This window comes from Promicromonospora iranensis (assembly GCF_028994805.1).
GTDB lineage: Bacteria > Actinomycetota > Actinomycetes > Actinomycetales > Cellulomonadaceae > Promicromonospora > Promicromonospora iranensis.
Genome location: NZ_JAJQQP010000004.1, coordinates 189,839 through 206,309, shown reverse-complemented (window position 1 = coordinate 206,309; position 16,471 = coordinate 189,839). Strand labels below are relative to the sequence as shown.

The following is a 16,471-nucleotide window of genomic DNA, read 5'->3' as shown; positions in this document are numbered from 1 at the left end:
GACGGGTCCCGGCCGGAGCCGCTCGCAGTGGATGAAACATGGGCGGTGAGGCCATGTATCCCGAGCCTCGAGTGTTACCTTCGCGTGGCCCGCCCGCACGATCTCGAGGAAGCACGCCCGATGCCGACAACCGTGCTCGCCGTCTGCACCGGCAACATCTGCCGGTCGCCCGCGATCCAGCTCCTGCTCGACGCACGCACCGACTCGACGGTGAGCGTGGTGAGCGCCGGGACCCGCGCGATCGACGGAGGACGTGTCGACCCGCAGATGGCCGAGCTGCTCACCGCGCAGGGTCTCGACCCGGCGTCCTTTCGGGCACGACGGCTCGTGCCGGACCTCATCACGCAGGCCGACCTCGTCATCACCGCCACCAGGGCGCACCGCGCCTCCGTCGTGCGGCGCGTTCCCGAGGCGGTGCGGCGCACGTTCACCCTCCTCGAGCTCGCGGTCCTGCTCCGTGGCGCGACGCCCCTCCCTGCGGAGCTGAGCGACGCCGAGCGCTGGGCCCAGGTCCCGGAGATCGCGAACGGACGCCGCAGCGGACGCCGGCTCGACCCGGGCTCGCTCGACGTCGAGGACCCCTACGGGCGCCGCTCGGTCGTCTTCCGGCGCGTCCTGACCGGCATCGAGACCGCGCTCGACGGCGTCACGAACGCCGTCAGCCGTTCCCGCCAGTTCCGGTGGCCGTGAGCGCCGCCACGGCAGCCGGGCGCCGTCGGCCCTCTCACCCGCGCGAGGCCACAGGGATCATGTCGGTGTCGAGACTCACCCGCGCGTACTCGTAGCTGTTGCGGCCGCCCTTGCGGACGTGGTTCAGCACCACCCCGCGAACCCGTCCACCCGCCGAGCGGACCAGGCCGGCCGACTCCTCCACCTGGCTCTGCGACGTGCGGCGCACATCCACCACCAGCACGACCCCGGAGGTGATCCGGGACAGGATCGCGGCGTCCGCCACCGGGAGCAGGGGTGGGGTGTCGAGCAGCACGATGTCGTACCGCTCGCGCACCATGTCGACGAGCTCCTGCATGCTCGGCGAGGACAGCAGCTCGGCCGGGTTCGGCGGAGTCACGCCCGAGGCGAGGATGTCCAGACGCGGCGAGAGCTTCTGCACCACGTCGTCGAACCGGGCCTTGTTGAGCAGCACCGACGTCAGGCCCGCCTCGGCGATCATGCCGAAGCCCTGCGCCACGCTCGGCCGGCGCAGGTCCGCATCGATGATCAGCGTGCTGTGTCCTGCCTGGGCGAGCACCTGAGCCAGGCCGGTGCAGGCCGTCGACTTCCCCTCCGCGGCGACCGACGAGGAGAACACGATGCACAGCGTCTCGTCCTCCGTGGTCAGGTACTCCAGCGTGGTGCGGAACTTCCGCAGCTCCTCGGTGCGGGCTGTGTCGTCCCACAGCGTCCCCAGGCGCTCCTTGCGGCTCTGCCGGCTGAGCTTCGCCAGCACCGGCGCTCCGGAGTAGCGCTCGGCTGCGGAGGATGAGCGGACACGCGTGTCGAGCAGGTCGCGAGCGAAGGCGATCGCAACGCCGCCGACCAGCCCGATGCCGAACCCGGCCAGCACGTTGCGCTTCGTGTTCGGAGCAGACTGGACCGTCGGCACCTTGGCCACCTTGACCACCCGGGCGTTCACGGTGCTGTCGCCCTGTGCGTTGCGCGGCGCCAGCTCCGTCACGAGCTCGGAGAGCCCGGTCGTCACGTCGTTCGCAATCGCCGCCGCCTGCGATGCCGAAGGGTCCGTGACCGAGATGGCGAGGATCGAGGTGTCCTGGGGGACCTCGATCTCGATCCGGTCGTCGAGCCGCTCGGGCGACTCGTCCAAGTTCAGTCCCCGGATCACCGGGTCGAGCACCACGGGCATCTCCGCGAGCTGCGCGAACGACAGCATCTGGTCGCGCGTGTAGGTGGCTCCCTGGTTCAGCTCGGTAGCGGTCTGACCCGAGCTGATCGAGACGTACAGGGACGCCTCTGCCGTGTAGACGGGCGTGGCTCGCATGGAGAAGAACCCGAACGCCACCGTGCTGACGCACGTCAGTGCGGCGATCAGGATCCAGCCCTTGCGGATCGACCGGACCAAGTCGTTGAAGCTCATGGGGACTCCGTCAGGGTAGAGAGCGCTCGGGGCCGGACCGTCGGTGGCTCCGTGGGACGTGGCCGCGCCGGGCGCGCGGTCGCAGCGACCGCGAGTCCGGCGACAAACCATACGAGGATCGCGTACTGCGTGATGAGTGCGACCGCCACGAACGACGGCGCCTGGGCCACCAGTGCCACGCCGGGACCGGTGGCCCGGCCGGAGACCACCAGCCAGGCGGCCGCCACCCACAGGCTGATGAGCAGCACCAGCGGCAGCACACCGTGCTGCAGCCCAGCGAGGACCACGGCGCTGTCGATGGAACGGAAGCCGTCCCAGCGCACCACCCCGGACGCGTCCCGGGTGTACACACCGGAGGTCCCCAGCAGCCGGATCGCGGGCACGAGCTCAAGGAGCGACCCGCGGTACTCGGCGCTGTCCGTCGCCTCGGAACCTGCCGCCTCGAAGACTCGTGCGACGGTCGGCAGGGCCAGCGCGCCACCCACCACCAGCGCGCCGGCGAGCGCCCCCCGGAGCCGCGGTCGGGTCGTCCGACCCAGGAGCAGGAGGCACAGCACGAGGCCGATCACCGCGGTCCCGATGCCGAGCCTGCTGAACGAGACCACGGCACCGGCGTGCAGGAGTACCACCACGATGGCCTTGGCACGCGAGCCCAGGTTGCTCGCGAACGCGAGCGGGATCCCGAGAGCACAGCTCCCGCCGAGCGCGATGGAGTGCCCGAAGGCCCCCTCGGCGCGCAGCAGGCCTCCGCGTTCCTGCAGGGGGCTCCATACCGAGTGGCCGCCACCACCGGAGCCCGGGACCTGCACGAAGAGGTTCTGCCCCGTCGCTGCCTCGACGCAGGCCAGGGCAGCCGCGAGGGCGAGCACCACGGACACGATGGCGTACACGCGCTCGAGCGGCAGTGCGCCGCCCACCACCCGGCCCAGGAGGTATCCGAGGACCCACTCGGCGAGCAGGGCGAACGTGGAGGGTAGCTGGCCGAGCCCGGCCACGAGCGAGATCCCGACCAGCACGACGACGAGGACCATGACGACGTCCGCCGCGGCGAGGCTGACGCGGGCGCGACCGGCCAGCGCGACCACCACCAGCACGGCGACGGCGGAGACTGCCGGGAAGTAGGCCCCGGCGGTGACACCAATCCAGTACGGCACGAAGCAGAGGACCACGGCCCAGAGGACGACGGCCGCCTGAGGGCGGGAACGGAGCAGCAGCACCAGGAGTGCTGCTGTCACCGCCCCCAGCCCCAGGAGAGCGACGCGGTCCACCAGGCCGCCACTCACGGGACGACGGCCTCCACGGAGATGGCCGGGTAGGAGAGCGTGAGCGGCACGTTCGTCACGGCTGCGCCGAGGTAGCCGCCCAGGCCCACCCCGCCCGGTTCCTGCAGCTCAGCAGTCGTGTCGGTCCGCTCGATCTGCCACGCGGCCGGTTCCGACGTGCCAGCCGGCCAGACCTTCGCCCGCAGGGCCGTCGTGCCGGAACCCGTCGCCTGCATCCGGACCCGCAGCTCCGTGCCGGGGGCGTAGGTCCCCGGCAGCGTGACCACGCTGCCCAGCGAGGTGTCCGCCCCCCCGACGAACCGGCCGATCTCGAGCCGCATGCCGCCGTTGGCCAGCACCCGCACCTTGGTGCGGTAGTCGCGCGTGCTGCCCGACGTGCGGGCCAGCAGGTAGCCGTACACGCCACCGGTGTTCGGCAGTGCCGAGAAGGACATGCCGGTCGTCAGGTCGACGTCACCGTGCTCTCCGTCCAGCCGGGCCCGCGGGCCGTCGCCGCCGACGGTGAAGGTGATCCGCCCCGACCCGTCGGCCACGCTGAACTTGGACGGCGCCCCCGCGAGGACCCAGCTCCCACCTGACGGCGCGGTGCCCCAGCCGCCGGTGGCCGTCCGGTCGAAGTCGTCGTGGACGAGAACGGTCGTGACGGTCACGTCGTCGCCGATGCTCCCCGACGCGCCGTCGGAATCGGTCACGGTGAGGGTGACCTGGTACGTCCCCGGCTCGGTGTAGGTGTGCGATGCCTGCGCCCCGGTGCCGGTGGACCCGTCACCGAAGTCCCAGGCGTATGTCAGGCCGTCGTCGTCCGGGTCGGTAGAGGCCGTTCCGTCGAACGCGGCCGTCAGCCCGGAGAGGGTCGTGGCGAAGGCCGCCTCGGGCGCCGCGTTCCCCGGGACGACGACGGATCGTGTCACCGACCCTGTCGCGCCGGAGTCGTCCGTGACCGTGAGGGTCACGTCGTAGGTCCCCGGCTCGGCGTAGGTGTGCGTGGCCTCGACCCCCGACCCCGTGGTGCCGTCGCCGAAGTCCCAGGCCCAGCCGGCGACACTGCCGTCGTCGTCGGAGGAAGCCGTCGCGTCGAAGGATGCGGTGCTCTTGGTCGCCGAGGCCCCGAAGCGGGCGGTCGGCGGCACGTTCGCACCCGTGCCGACGGCGTGGTGGCGTGCCACCTCGTCGGCCGCGAGGGCCCGCTGGTAGACGGCGACCTCGTCGATCTGGCCGTCCAGGTAGTCGCTCGGCGTGCTGCCCGTCCACCCGTTCAGGTTGTCGCCGCCCACGCGCCAGAAGCCGGAGTAGTCCTGCGCGGAAGTGGTCGTGGGGTCGGACGCCACGAGGGCGCCGTCGACGTAGAGGGCCATGCCCGCAGCGCCGAGCGTGCCGACCACGTGGTGCCAGGCGCCGTCGTTCAGGCCGGTGCCGCTCTGGACCACCCGCGCCGCGCCAGAGTGCACGCCGAACCGGAGGCGTCCCCCGTCGTCGAGGTACAGGTGCCGGTCGTAGCTGCCGGAGGTGCCGGTGCGGCCACTGCCGAAGCCCAGGATCTTGCCGCCCCTGCGGGAGGTCGACCGGAACCAAGCCTCTGCCGAGAACACCTGTGGCGCGGCGACCGCGGCGGCTTCGGAGGCCGACGCGTACCCGCTCGTGGTGCCGTTGAAGTCGGCCGACGAGCCGGTCGGGAGCGCACTCGGGGCACCTGGTGTGGCGCCGGCACGAAGCGTGAGGTCGGTCGTACCCGCCCAGTCGCGCGCCAGAGTGCCCTGGGTCTCGTCGAGGCGCCAGTACGCGGCGGGCGCCGACTCGTAGACGGCGCGCCCGTAGGCACCGAGCACCCCTGTGTCGGAGACCTGGACCTCGACCCACGGAGTCCGCGCGACGTTGCCGTCCGGGTCGGTGACCGTGAGCCGGTATCGCTGGGTGGTACCGGGTTCGAGGCTGGTCTCCACGAAGCCGTCGTTCTTGGGCAGCCAGTACGGGGTCGCGTGGGTCGACTCGTGAACGGGCTCGCTGTCCGCGGTGCCGCGGTGGACGGTGTACGTCAGTGCCAGGTCGTCCTGGTCGGACGTGGTGGTGTAGCCGACCCGGACGACTCCGGAGGCCGGGGACGTGGCGGAGAGCGCGAGGCCCGTCGCCGAGGGCCCCCGCTTCGCCGGGGCGGCTGGGGGCCGGGCGAACCGGACGAGGCCCTGCTGAAGGGTTTCGTTCACCGCGGGAAACTCTCCACCGAATGCCACGTAGTCCGCGTTCCCGGTGATGGTCCAGGCGGCCTGCCCCTGCTCGGTGTAGCTGCCCCACGCCAGCTTCGGGAACCAGGTGAGCTGCGCGGGCGCGGGCTCGCCGTCTTGGTCCGGGTACCCGTAGGGGTCCGGCTTGCTGATGCCTGCAGGCTCCCGCGTGAACGCCGTCGCGTGATGATGGGTGCGCGGGCTGGTCTCGGGGAAACCGCCCAGGTTGCCGCAGTAGTGACTGTGGCTCGCGACGTAGACGGCGTCACCGTGCGGGAAGGCGGCGTAGGAGTCGCCGTGGCAGTCCGCCACCCACACCAGCTCGCCGGTGCCGAGAGCGATCCGGAACGATCCCTCCACGTTGCCGCCGCTACCGAAGTGGTAGCCCGTGCCGTAGATGCCGTCGGAGGCCGTCATGAGAGAGGTGAGAGCGGATTTCGTGCCCGCGTTTCGCAGCTCCCGGTTGGCGGGCATGGGGGTGACCTCGCCCGTCGTCAGGTCGGACCACCCGAGCCCGTAGGCGTCAGCACCGTTCAGGTGCGTGAACCGGCCACCGACGACGAGCTTCTGTGCCGCCGGGTCGACGGTGAGGGCGGTGGCGGGCGCGTCCGCATCGGTGACGAACGGCTTCAAGGCTCCGTCCGATGCCGCGAAGGCCGCGACGTAGGAGCGCGGTGTCAACGCGCCGCCGGTGACGCCGGCGGCCTGGAGAAAGTTGCCGCCCGCGTAGACGGTGGTGTCGGTCACGGCAACTGCCGCCACACGCGAGGACAGCGTGGGCCGGAAGGAGGAGACCAGGGCACCGGTCCCGGTGTCCCAGGCGGCGATGCGCACGCGCCACTGCCCGTCGACCTTCTGGAAGTCTCCGCCCGCGTACAACCGGCTCCCGTCCGGCGACAGGGCGAGCGAGAGCACCTGACCGTCGAGGACCGGGGCGAAGCTCGTGACGAGCTGGCCCGTGCGGATGTCATAGGCGAGCAGGTTGTGGCGCGCGACGCCAGAGCCGACCGCGGCACCGGGCTGCCGCGCCTCGGTGAAGCTGCCGCCGACGTAGACGGTGTTCCCCACGATCTCCTGGTCCCAGGCGACGCCGTCGATCTGCACGGTCGGCAGCGCGTCGGCGGTCACCGTGGGTCGCTCGGTGCCGTCCGTGGAGGTGGTGGTGTCCGCGAGCTGCACGGTCGTGTGCGCGGGCGGGAGCGCCCGCGCGGGGGGCGCTGTGGCCTGCGCGACGACGGCCAGGGCCACGACGAGCAATGCGGCGACGGCCGACCGCGGCATGGGGAGCAAGGCTGAGCTGGACATCGACGGGTCCGTCCTTTGGACAGAGGAGCGCTCATCGGTCATGAGCGGATGCTGCTGGGAAACGATACGGGTCACGAGGTGGAGGTCCCGGGTGAATCTCGGCGGGTTGATGCGCGCTTCACCCGTGCCTTCACCCGTGGCTTCACCCGTCCACCTCGACAGCGAAGGCGCTGACCGGGGTGTCGGATGCGATGCCGACGGTGACCAGGACACCGGTCACGTCGCTGGACGGCAAGGAGAACACGTACACACCGGTCGCGGTGCCCTGCCGGCCGACGACTCCCGGCAGCGGCCGGTCCTCGGAGTCTCCGGTGACGGGCGAGGCGGGAACACCGTCCCGGCCGGTCCGCAGGTCCACGAACGGAGCCAGCTCCGTGCCCTCCGGAGCGTCCACCCGGATCTCGACGAGGACCGCCGGCCCCCCGAGGTCCCCACGCCCGGATCCCTCGGCGACGTGAGAGGTCACGCCGACAAGGCGGACCGTCGTCCCCCGGTCCGGCTCCGTGACGGCGGAGTCCCCGTCCGGCTGCACGATCCCGGTCGCCATCGGCGGCAGGTCGGCCGGGTCCGGGATCCCTGCGACCGCGCCCCGGGGAGCTGGCCGGCTCGAGGGCGAGGCCGTGGCACGGGCGGGCCCTTCGTGGGCCGCACGCGGTTCCTCCGCGGACGCAGCCGGTGCCGGGGAGGTCGCCGCGGCCGACACGGCAGCCGAGTCCGGCCCGGCGGACGAGCCCTCGGCCGTGCAGCCGGCGAGCGCCACGGTGCCGACGAGGACACCGACCATCACGGCGACCGGTGCCGCACCGCGGCTGAGAATGTTCACAGCAGCTGAATCTAGCCGCACCCTGCATCACGAGCGTCTGGCCCACCGGATGAAACGGCGGGTGAATCGGCCGCAATCCGGTCGACGGCTCGTGCACAACGCGACGGGCGGCTCGTACGATCGCCCTCACCGCATCCTGACGTGAGGAGTCCCGTGACCTCGGCCCCGCTGTTGCGTGCGCCGCAACCGTCCGGCTCACCGGGACCGTCCGGCAGTCACGTCACCGTGTGGACGACGCTCCGCAGCGCCCATCTCGAGCGCGCCCGCGCCGACGACCCCACGGTGCTCGTGTACCAGGACCGGCGGGACGACTTCGACGAGGATCTCGCCGCCGGCCTGGCGTTGCAGCGGTGCCGGACCCGGCACCTGCCCGCGCTGCTCTGGCGGCTCGCGCCCGACACGGTCGAGATCAACGAGCCGCTGATGCGGAATGGTGTCCGGCGTGCCGCCGTGACGGTGGCAGCGGTCCGTCTGCACGGTCTGCTCCGCCAGCGCCGCACGCGCGTGGTCAGCTACGCCATCGAGAACCTCGATCCCTACCGGGGCGACCGGTGGCCGTCGCTGGACCGTGCCCTCTCGCGGTTCGTGCTGCGCAGTCTCGACCGCTTCGTTCTGGGCACCGAGGGAGCCCGCAGGACCTATCGCGCGGCGCTCGGTCTCACCCGGCGCCGGACCGAGGTCCGCATGGTCACCGCACTTCCGGCACCGTGCCCGTGCCCGGCCGCCGTTCGCGCGGACCGGCCGACCGCACTCTTCCTCGGCGCCTTCGACGACCGCAAGGGCGTGCTGGACGTCATGCGAGCGTGGGACCTCGCGCCGTCGGACCGGGAGGGGCCCGGGACCTCTCCGCGCCTCGTCGTCGTCGGTGCAGGGCGCCACTCGGACCGGGTCGAGGCCTGGGCGGCCGGCCGTCCCGATGTCGAGGTCGACGTGGATCCGCCCCGGGCACGCGTCCACCAGCATCTGCGGGACGCCTCGGTGGTGGTCCTGCTCTCCCGGCGTACGGAGACCTGGCGCGAGCAGGTCGGCCTTCCGATCGTCGAAGGGCTCGCCCACGGGTGCCACGTCGTCACGACGGCGGAGACCGGCCTGGCGGACTGGCTGGCCGCCCACGGGCACGACGTGCTGGCCTCGAGCGCCCCGCCCGAGGTGCGCGAGGCGCTGGACAGAGCCCTGGCACGGGCACCGCGCACCGAGGCCGTCCTCTCGTCGCTCCCGCAGCATGACGGGCGCCTGGCCGCAGCGCGGTTCCTCAGGGCGACGGAGGGCATGGCATGAGCACGGCGACAACAGCCCGGGCACCGTGGCGCTCTGTCGGCGGCAGCGCGCTCGCCCAGGTCGCCGTGACCGGGCTCTCGGGCCTGCTCGGCATGGTGACGGCGCGTCTCGTCATCGAGCACTACGGACTCGGTGCCTACGCCCAGTACGGGCTCCTGGCCTCGTTGCCCGCCCTCGTGCCGTTCGCGGACCTGGGGATGGCGGCCGTCGTCGTGAACGTGGTCGCGTCCTCGGAGCGACCGGCCGACGACCCCGAGGTCCGGCGGACGCTGACCAGCGCCTTCCGCGTCCTGCTCGTCTCAGGCATCATCATCGCTGCCGTGGGGGTCGCCTTCGGGCTCCTCGGCCTGTGGCCCACGCTGCTCGGCCCCGGGCTGCTGGACGGCGGCGGGCTCGCCGCGACCGTCTGTGTCGCCGTGCTCGGGCTGGCCCTGCCCTGCGGCATGGGCGCCCGGATCCTCGTGGGCCTGGGCCGTAACCCCCTCCAGGTCGCGTTGACAGGGCTGACGGCACCTCTGGTCATGGTGGGGGTCCTCCTGCTGATGGCGCTGGGCGACGCCGGCGGTAACCTGCTCGCCGTCGCGTCCTACGGAGCATCGGCGACGGTCGCGACCGTCCTGCTGGTCACCGCGTCCCGGCTGCTGCGGCCGCAGGTCGGCAAGGCATTCCGGGACGTGCCCCGGCTCCGCTCCGTGCCCGGCGTCCGGGTCATCGACGTCGCCTGGCCGATGCTCGTGCAGATGGTCTCCCTGCCGATCGCGATGCAGACGGGACGGATCCTGCTGAGTCACCAGGCCACGTCCGTCGATCTTGCCCGGTACAACCTTGCGGCCCAGCTCTTCGGTGTGGTCCTCGCCGCCGTCTCCACCGCGGGACTCGCGCTCTGGCCGCACTTCGCCCGCGCCCGTGCCCGGTCGGTCAGGGCGTCGCCCTTCCGCGCCTCGCTCGTCTTCGTCGCGGTCGGCGCGGTGCTCGCGGCTGCGCTCTCCGGGCTGCTTCCCCTGGTCGTGCCGCTCGTCACAGGCGGCGCCCTCCGCCTCGGTGTGCCGCTCGTGGCGGCGTTCGTGGTGTTCACGTTGCTCCAGGCCGCGAAGTACCCCGTCGGGATGTTCATGACCGATGCCGCCGGGCTGCGCGCTCAGGTGCTGCCGATCGTCCTCATGGTGCCCCTGAACCTGGGACTGTCCTGGTGGTTCATCGCCCCTCTTGGAGCCGCCGGCCCCGTGTGGGCGAGCTGCGTGTCGGTCCTCGTCTGCCAGGTCGTGCCCAACGCCCTGTGGACACGCCGCGCCCTGCGGCGGCACGGGACCACCTGACCCCACGGCCCACATCGACGGCACCTCAGTTCACTTCTCCACCAGTCAGGGAATCCGATGACCTCAGAAGCCACCCCTCTACGGGTGCTGCAGTCCTTCCAGGCGCCGCGCGCCCGGTCCAACCCGTACGTCGTGATGCTGCACGACGGGCTGGCTGCCACGCCAGGCGTCACCGTCGAGCGCTTCAGCTGGCGCGCCGCGCTGACCGGTCACCACGAGGTGTTCCACGCCCACTGGCCCGAGGCGCTCGTGGAACAGCGCGGGCGCCTGAGCACGCTCGGAAGACGGCTGCTGGCGGTCGTGTTCCTGCTGCGCCTGCGGCTGCACGGCACGGCGATCGTGCGCACCGTCCACAACCTGCACCTGCCCGAGGGGATCTCGTGGTTCGAGCGGGCGTGGTTGCGGTGGCTGGACCGGTGGACCGACTACCGCATCACGCTCACCGGGCGGACCCCTGTGGACGGACCCTCGTCCGTGGTGCCCCACGGTGACTACCGGGACTGGTACGCCCGGTTCGGCGTGCAGGACGCCCAGCCAGGTCATGTCGCGTACGTGGGCACGGTGCGGCGGTACAAGTCGGTGGACCGGCTGCTCGACGCGTTCCGTGACACGGACGACGCCGGCCTGCGGCTCACCGTGGCAGGCCAGCCGTCACGTGACGGTCTGGCCGACGTGGCGCACGCACATGCCGGGGACGACCCGCGGATCGTCCTGGAACTGCGCTTCGTCCCGGACGAGGAGTTCGTCAGCCTGGTCACGGCCGCCCAGGTGGTATGCCTCCCGTACCGGCACATGCACAACTCTGGGAGCGTGCTCGCCGCGCTGTCGCTCGACCGCCACGTGCTCGTACCGGACAACGACACGAACCGGGACCTGGCCCGCGAGGTCGGCGAGGAGTGGTTCACGCTCTTCCCGGAGCAGCTCACGGCGGCCGACATCCTGGAGGCACTGCGCCGGGCGGCGGCCGTGCCTGCCGGGCGGCGCCCGGATCTTTCCCGCCGGACCTGGGAGCTCGGGGTCGCCGGACACGTCGCGGCGTACCGCGCCGCCGTGGCGGCACGCGCCACCCGCGCGCACCCGCGCGACGCAGCCCGCGTCGGCGGGGTCGAGAGGGCCGAGGCATGAGGACGCCGTCTGTCACGGTCGCGGTGGTCACCTACCGCCGGACGGCGATGCTGAGCGAGCTGTTGCCCCTGGTCACCACACAGGCGGCCGACCTTCCCGGGGCATCGGTGCTGGTGGTCGACAACGACCCGGACGGCAGCGCGGCCGTCGTGTGCTCCGGGCACGACGTGCGGTACGTGGCCGAGCCCCGGCCCGGTATCGGGGCGGCCCGCGACCGGGCGGTACGCGAGGCGGGGACCGACGCCGTGGCCTTCATCGACGACGACGAGCTGCCGCAGGACGACTGGCTCTCGGCCCTCGTCACGACCTGGCGGGAGAGCGGCGCGGCCGCCGTCGCCGGACCGGTGCTGGCAGTGCTCCCCGGTCCGCCCGACCCCTGGATCACCGCGGGCGCCTTCTACCCTCGGCCCAACCCGCCGTCGGGTACACGGCTCGGTGCCGCGGGGGCCGGGAACCTGCTCCTCGACCTCGGGTGGCTGCGCGCGGCCGGCATCTCGTTCGACCCGGACCGCGGCGATCGCGGGGGCGAGGACACCCAGCTCACGCGGCGGCTCGTCCGGTCCGGGGGCGAGATCGTGTGGTGCGCAGACGCCGTCGTGAGCGAGACCATGCCCGCCGAGCGGTACACGCGGCGCTGGTTGCTGCAACGGCGGTTCGGCCACGGGGTCGTGTCCGGCGAGCTGGCGGTCGAGCTCGCCGGCGGGTTCGCCGCACGGCAGGTGGCGCGGACCCGCGAGCTCCTCGCGGGAGGCTGCCAGGTGGTGGGCGGGGCGACACGAGCGGCCCTCGGCCTCGGCACCGGGTCTGCGCGCCACCACGCACGCGGGCTGCGGACCGTCATGCGGGGCGCAGGGCGCGTCGTGGGCGCCCTCGGCGGCGCCTTCGCTGCCTACAGGCGCGGCTGAGCGCTCAGCGTCGCAGGGCCTCCAGCACGCCCTGCGACACGCCGCGCCACGGACCCGGGCCTTCCAGGAACTGCCGCCGCCCGCCGCGCAGGGCGACCGCGCGGGCCGCCGCAGGCAGGGTCCGGCGCCAGCGACGCACGCCTGGCCCGTCCAGGTGCTTGCGGGCGAAGAGCATCCGGTTGCCGATGTCGTACCGGTAGTAGGTCTCGCTCTTCGCACGGCCGCGGGACTCCTGCGTGCCGCCTTCGGCATGGACCACGTGGACTCCCTCGGCCACCACGAGCCGGGCCCCGAGCTGCTGTACCCGGTAGGAGAGATCGACGTCCTCCCAGTAGAGGAAGTAGTCCTCGTCGAACCCGCCCAGGTCGGCCCACAGCTCGGCGCCCACGGCCAGGCACGCTCCGCTCAGCCACGGGACGTCGTCGGGGAGGCGCCTCTGCCCCGACATCGTCCCGTCGGCGAGCGAGAGGAAGGTCAGCCCGCGGGAGTACGTGCCGCCGTCCGGCCGGAGGACGGGCGGGGCCACCAGGGCGCGTTCCGCGCGGGCGGCTCCCGCCAACGTGGCCAGGCCGTCCGGATCCGACCACGCGTCGGGGTTGAGCAGCACCACCACGTCAGCTCCGGCCCCGAGCGCGTGCTGCACCCCGAGGTTGCACCCGCCACCGAACCCGGTGTTGCGGTCCGGCGTCAGCAGATCCCAGCCGTGCTCCGCGGCCAGCCGGGAGACGGCCGCACGTTCGACGTCGCTGCTCCAGGAGTCCACGACGACCACCCGCACGCCCGAGTCGCCGGCGGTCCGTGGCACGTTGGCGGCAAGCAGCTCGCTGGAGCCGTAGCTCACGACGACCAGAGCACAGTTCCCCAGACCCGTGCCCGTCATCGCCCCCCGCTCCCCTCGCTGCGTCCCATGGGCAGGACGATAGGCGTCCGAACGTGGCCGACGGCGGCCCCTCGCCCCATTTCACCCGCTTGACCAGCAGATTCGTCCACGACGGGACGCCCGGGCACGGGTACGGTCGTGAGGTGACCACGTCGCGACTGCCCCAGCCCGTCATCGCCACCGGGCGCGCGGTGATCCGGGGATACGGCATGCTCACAGCTCCTCTGCGGCGCGGGCCGGACTTTCTGCTCATCGGCGCCAAGCGCGGCGGCTCGACATCCCTGTACTTCGCGCTGCTGGAACACCCTCAGGTGATGCCGCTGTTTCCGAGCGCGCGGCTGCTCCCCAAGGACAACCACACCAAGGGCGTCCACTACTTCGACTCCCATTACTCGAAGGGCGATGTCTGGTACCGGTCTCATTTCCCGGCCACCGCCCGCCGCGGCGGAAAGGTCGTCGGCGAGGGATCGCCGTACTACCTCTTCCACCCGCTCGCGGCCGAGCGTGCGGGGAGGGACGCGCCGGAGGCGAAGATCCTGCTCGTCCTGCGCGACCCGATCGAGCGCGCGTTCTCGCACTACCGGGAGCGGCGACGGCAGAACGCCGAGGAGCTCGACACGTTCGAGGGGGCGCTGGCCGCGGAGGACGAGCGGCTCGGGGGCGAACACGAGCGCATCGTCACCGAGCCCGGCTACACGAGCTACGCGCACGAGCAACAGTCCTACCGCGCGCAGGGCGAGTACGCCCCGCACCTCCGGCGCTGGATGAACCACTTCGCGCCGGAGCAGTTCCACGTGCTCGCGGCAGAGGACTTCTACGCCGACCCCCAACACACCTGCGATGGGGTGGCCGAGTTCCTCGGACTGCGTCCTGCGACCCTGCCCCCGTCGGTGGCGAAACCCTGGAACGCCGCCCCGAGCAGCAAGCTGGCAGAAGCCACCCGCCAGAGCCTCGCGACGCACTACGCACCGTTCAACGCGGAGCTCGAAGGGCTGCTGGGCCGCCAGCTTCCCTGGACCCGGCCAGGTCTCGCCGAGCACGTCAGCGCGACGCGGGAGGATTGATCCTCGACCGCAGCTCGGTGATGAGTCGGGCGGTGAGCGGCGCGTCGTGGTCGTCGCCGGACCTCGCAGTCATGCGGTCCAACCAGAACCTCGCGGCCTCCACGTGCTCCGGTTCGGACGGCGCGACGGAGCTGCGGCCCAGCACCGCGGCGCTCGTCACGGCGTAGTAGACCTGGTCGGCGCCTGGCGGCGCCCACGCCGCGTCCTCCCAGTCGATCAGCCAGGGCAGGCCCCGACCGCAGCGCCGAAGGTTCCACGGTGTCAGGTCGCCGTGCATCGGCCGCCAGTGCACAGGCACGTCCCGCGCCCGCGGCAGCAGCGGCTCCAGGCAGCGCTGGATGTCTGCGAGCACCCGGGGCAGCACGATCCGCCGGGCCGGAGCGGCAGGCCGGGGAGGCATCGCCTCGATGAGCATCCAGTGCCAGCCGTCGGTGCTCCCGCGGTCGAGAACGCGTGGCACCCGGAACGTCTCGGGCCGCGCGTCCGTGAGCGCGACCATCGCGCGGTGCTCGCGGTCGAGCTCCGCCGGTTCCTCGCGCAGCTTGAGGAAGCCCACCGGTCTCCCCTCGCGCAGCAGCAGGGCTGCCAGGCCGGTCCGGGACGCCTGGGGACGCTCGTAGAGAGCGAGGTCGTCGAACGGACCGAGACACGTCGTCAGCGCATCCCACCGGGCCCCACCACCGGGCGGCTCCCAGTTCACACGCTCGCCAGGGACGAACCGTGTCCCGAGCACCGCTGTCGCGTAGTACAACCCCCATTGCGCCGCGAGCGCAGCGGCCTTGGACCGCGTGATCAGCGAGATGCCCGCGAGCGCTCCCCTGCGCGATCCGGCGGGGACGAGGACGTTGCGGGTGCCCATCCGCGGGCGGATCAGCTGGTAGACGCGTCCCGGGCTCGTCGACCCGTCGTGCGGTTCCACGTCCGCTCAGCCGTTCCTCGGATCGACGGCGGGTGCCCACTCCGGCGCGTTCCGCCGCCGCGCCAGCGGCCTCGGCCCGGGCACCTTGCGGGCCGCGAGATCACGCGCGAGCTGCTCGTACCCGTCAGCAACGAGGTCCCAGTCATAAGCGACCGCCCGTTCGGCCAAGGCCTTGCCCCGGTCGGCACACCCGGCGACGTCGTCCTCGGCCTCGGAGATCCGCGCGGTGACGTCGGCAGGGGTGCGGAAGTACCGCCCGGCGTCCCCGAGGACGTCGCGGTTGAAGGCGACGTCGTACGCGGAGGTCGCCGTGCCGCCGCCGATCGCGCGGAGGAGCGACGGGTTGGTGCCACCGACGGAGTGACCGTGCAGGTAGGTGAGCGCTCCGGCGTAGAGCTGGTCCAGCAGCTCCTGGTCCCAGACGCCGCCCAGCATCCGCACCCGCGGGTCGCTCGCGGCGATGTCCGAGATCCGGCGCGTGTACCCGTGCGAGTAGGGCGCGGAGCCGACGACGACGAGCGGCCGGGCGGCGTCGCCGGCGACGTAGCCCTCGACGATCACGTCGACGTGGTTCTCCGGCTCGAAGCGCGCGACCACGAGGTGGTAGCCGTTCGGGGCCAGGTCGAGCTCGGCGAGACGCTCGTGCCCGACGTCGGTCAGGTCCGGCGCACCGTAGGTGATGAGCCGGCTGTCCGCGCCGTACTCGTCGCGGTAGTAGTCGGCGATGCCCTGCGCATCCGCGATCAGGGCGTCCGAGAGCCGTACCGCCGTCGTCTCGGCGGCGCGGTAGTACCGCTGACCGGCAGGGCCCCACTTGGCGCGGCGCCACTCCAGGCCGTCGACGTGGGTGGCGACCGGGATGCGGGCGGCCCGCAGCACGGGCAAGAGCGGCGCGTTGGCGGCGTTGAACACGAACGCCACGTCGGTGCGGTGCCTGGCCAGGTGCGCCACGGAGAGGGCGGTGTGGCTCAGGGTCTCCAGCGAGCGGCGGCGCGTCGCGGGGAGCGTGACGAGCTCCATGCCCAGGTACTCGGTCAGCGGCGGGGTGGCTTCGATCGCGGTGCCCGGGACGCGGCGGCAGTACGTCCGCACGCGGTGGCCGCGTGCGGCGAGCCGGGACCCGATCTCCTCGACGGCCGTCTCGAACCCCCCGTAACGAGCCGGGACACCACGAGTCCCGACCATCGCGACATGCAAGGGCTCTGAGGGCATGCGGGGAGCGTAGGTCGCGCCAGATACATGGAACAGCCTCGAGAGCGGGT

General features: G+C 72.5%; 13 protein-coding genes. 6 read left to right on the top strand and 7 right to left on the bottom strand.

Features of this window, described 5'->3' with window-relative positions; genetic code table 11:
- The first annotated feature begins 120 nt into the window (after window positions 1–120).
- Window positions 121–690, top strand: coding sequence for an arsenate reductase/protein-tyrosine-phosphatase family protein (locus LUM46_RS08080; protein WP_274993262.1), 570 nt, complete (start codon window positions 121–123; stop codon window positions 688–690).
- Between the two features lie 34 nt (window positions 691–724).
- Here the strand turns inward: LUM46_RS08080 and LUM46_RS08075 are convergent, their stop codons facing one another.
- The 4 genes from LUM46_RS08075 to LUM46_RS08060 form a co-directional block, all read right to left on the bottom strand.
- The gene (locus LUM46_RS08075) at window positions 725–2,092 is read right to left on the bottom strand and encodes a tyrosine-protein kinase domain-containing protein (protein WP_274993261.1); all 1,368 of its coding nucleotides are present in this window, start codon (window positions 2,090–2,092) and stop codon (window positions 725–727) included.
- Window positions 2,089–3,375, bottom strand: coding sequence for a hypothetical protein (locus LUM46_RS08070; protein ID WP_274993260.1), 1,287 nt, complete (start codon window positions 3,373–3,375; stop codon window positions 2,089–2,091). Before LUM46_RS08070 ends, LUM46_RS08075 begins: the two co-directional genes overlap by 4 nt.
- Window positions 3,372–6,899 carry a PKD domain-containing protein gene (locus LUM46_RS08065; RefSeq protein ID WP_274993259.1) on the bottom strand — a complete coding sequence of 1,176 codons (3,528 nt, stop codon included), beginning with the start codon at window positions 6,897–6,899 and terminating at the stop codon, window positions 3,372–3,374. Before LUM46_RS08065 ends, LUM46_RS08070 begins: the two co-directional genes overlap by 4 nt.
- 142 nt (window positions 6,900–7,041) lie before the next feature.
- Complete coding sequence (locus tag LUM46_RS08060) at window positions 7,042–7,722, bottom strand: hypothetical protein (RefSeq protein ID WP_274993258.1); 681 nt, start codon at window positions 7,720–7,722, stop codon at window positions 7,042–7,044.
- A 153-nt stretch (window positions 7,723–7,875) separates the two neighbouring features.
- Here LUM46_RS08060 and LUM46_RS08055 point away from each other — a divergent pair, with 153 nt between their 5' ends.
- From LUM46_RS08055 to LUM46_RS08040, 4 genes are read left to right on the top strand one after another with little or no spacing between them, the layout of a single operon-like run.
- Entirely contained in the window at window positions 7,876–9,000 is a 1,125-nt protein-coding gene (locus tag LUM46_RS08055) for a glycosyltransferase (protein WP_274993257.1), read from the top strand.
- Window positions 8,997–10,316 carry a lipopolysaccharide biosynthesis protein gene (locus LUM46_RS08050; RefSeq protein ID WP_274993256.1) on the top strand — a complete coding sequence of 440 codons (1,320 nt, stop codon included), beginning with the start codon at window positions 8,997–8,999 and terminating at the stop codon, window positions 10,314–10,316. Before LUM46_RS08055 ends, LUM46_RS08050 begins: the two co-directional genes overlap by 4 nt.
- Before the next feature lie 57 nt (window positions 10,317–10,373).
- The gene (locus LUM46_RS08045; RefSeq protein ID WP_274993255.1) at window positions 10,374–11,441 is read left to right on the top strand and encodes a glycosyltransferase; all 1,068 of its coding nucleotides are present in this window, start codon (window positions 10,374–10,376) and stop codon (window positions 11,439–11,441) included.
- The gene (locus LUM46_RS08040) at window positions 11,438–12,346 is read left to right on the top strand and encodes a glycosyltransferase family 2 protein (protein WP_274993254.1); all 909 of its coding nucleotides are present in this window, start codon (window positions 11,438–11,440) and stop codon (window positions 12,344–12,346) included. Before LUM46_RS08045 ends, LUM46_RS08040 begins: the two co-directional genes overlap by 4 nt.
- A gap of 4 nt (window positions 12,347–12,350) precedes the next feature.
- On the opposite strand, the gene LUM46_RS08035 is transcribed toward LUM46_RS08040, so the two are convergent.
- Window positions 12,351–13,226, bottom strand: a complete 876-nt coding sequence (locus tag LUM46_RS08035) for a glycosyltransferase family 2 protein (RefSeq protein WP_274993253.1) — start codon at window positions 13,224–13,226, stop codon at window positions 12,351–12,353.
- Window positions 13,227–13,369: 143 nt separating this feature from the next.
- On the opposite strand from LUM46_RS08035, the gene LUM46_RS08030 reads away from it, so the two are divergent.
- Window positions 13,370–14,290 carry a sulfotransferase domain-containing protein gene (locus LUM46_RS08030; RefSeq protein ID WP_274993252.1) on the top strand — a complete coding sequence of 307 codons (921 nt, stop codon included), beginning with the start codon at window positions 13,370–13,372 and terminating at the stop codon, window positions 14,288–14,290.
- Here LUM46_RS08030 and LUM46_RS08025 read toward each other — a convergent pair.
- Together LUM46_RS08025 and LUM46_RS08020 are read right to left on the bottom strand one after the other, a co-directional pair.
- Window positions 14,268–15,209 carry a phosphotransferase gene (locus LUM46_RS08025; protein ID WP_274993251.1) on the bottom strand — a complete coding sequence of 314 codons (942 nt, stop codon included), beginning with the start codon at window positions 15,207–15,209 and terminating at the stop codon, window positions 14,268–14,270. The genes LUM46_RS08030 and LUM46_RS08025 overlap by 23 nt on opposite strands.
- A gap of 6 nt (window positions 15,210–15,215) precedes the next feature.
- Window positions 15,216–16,421: a DUF1972 domain-containing protein gene (locus LUM46_RS08020; RefSeq protein ID WP_274993250.1), complete on the bottom strand. Its 1,206-nt coding sequence runs from the start codon at window positions 16,419–16,421 to the stop codon at window positions 15,216–15,218.
- Between the last annotated feature and the right edge of the window lie 50 nt (window positions 16,422–16,471).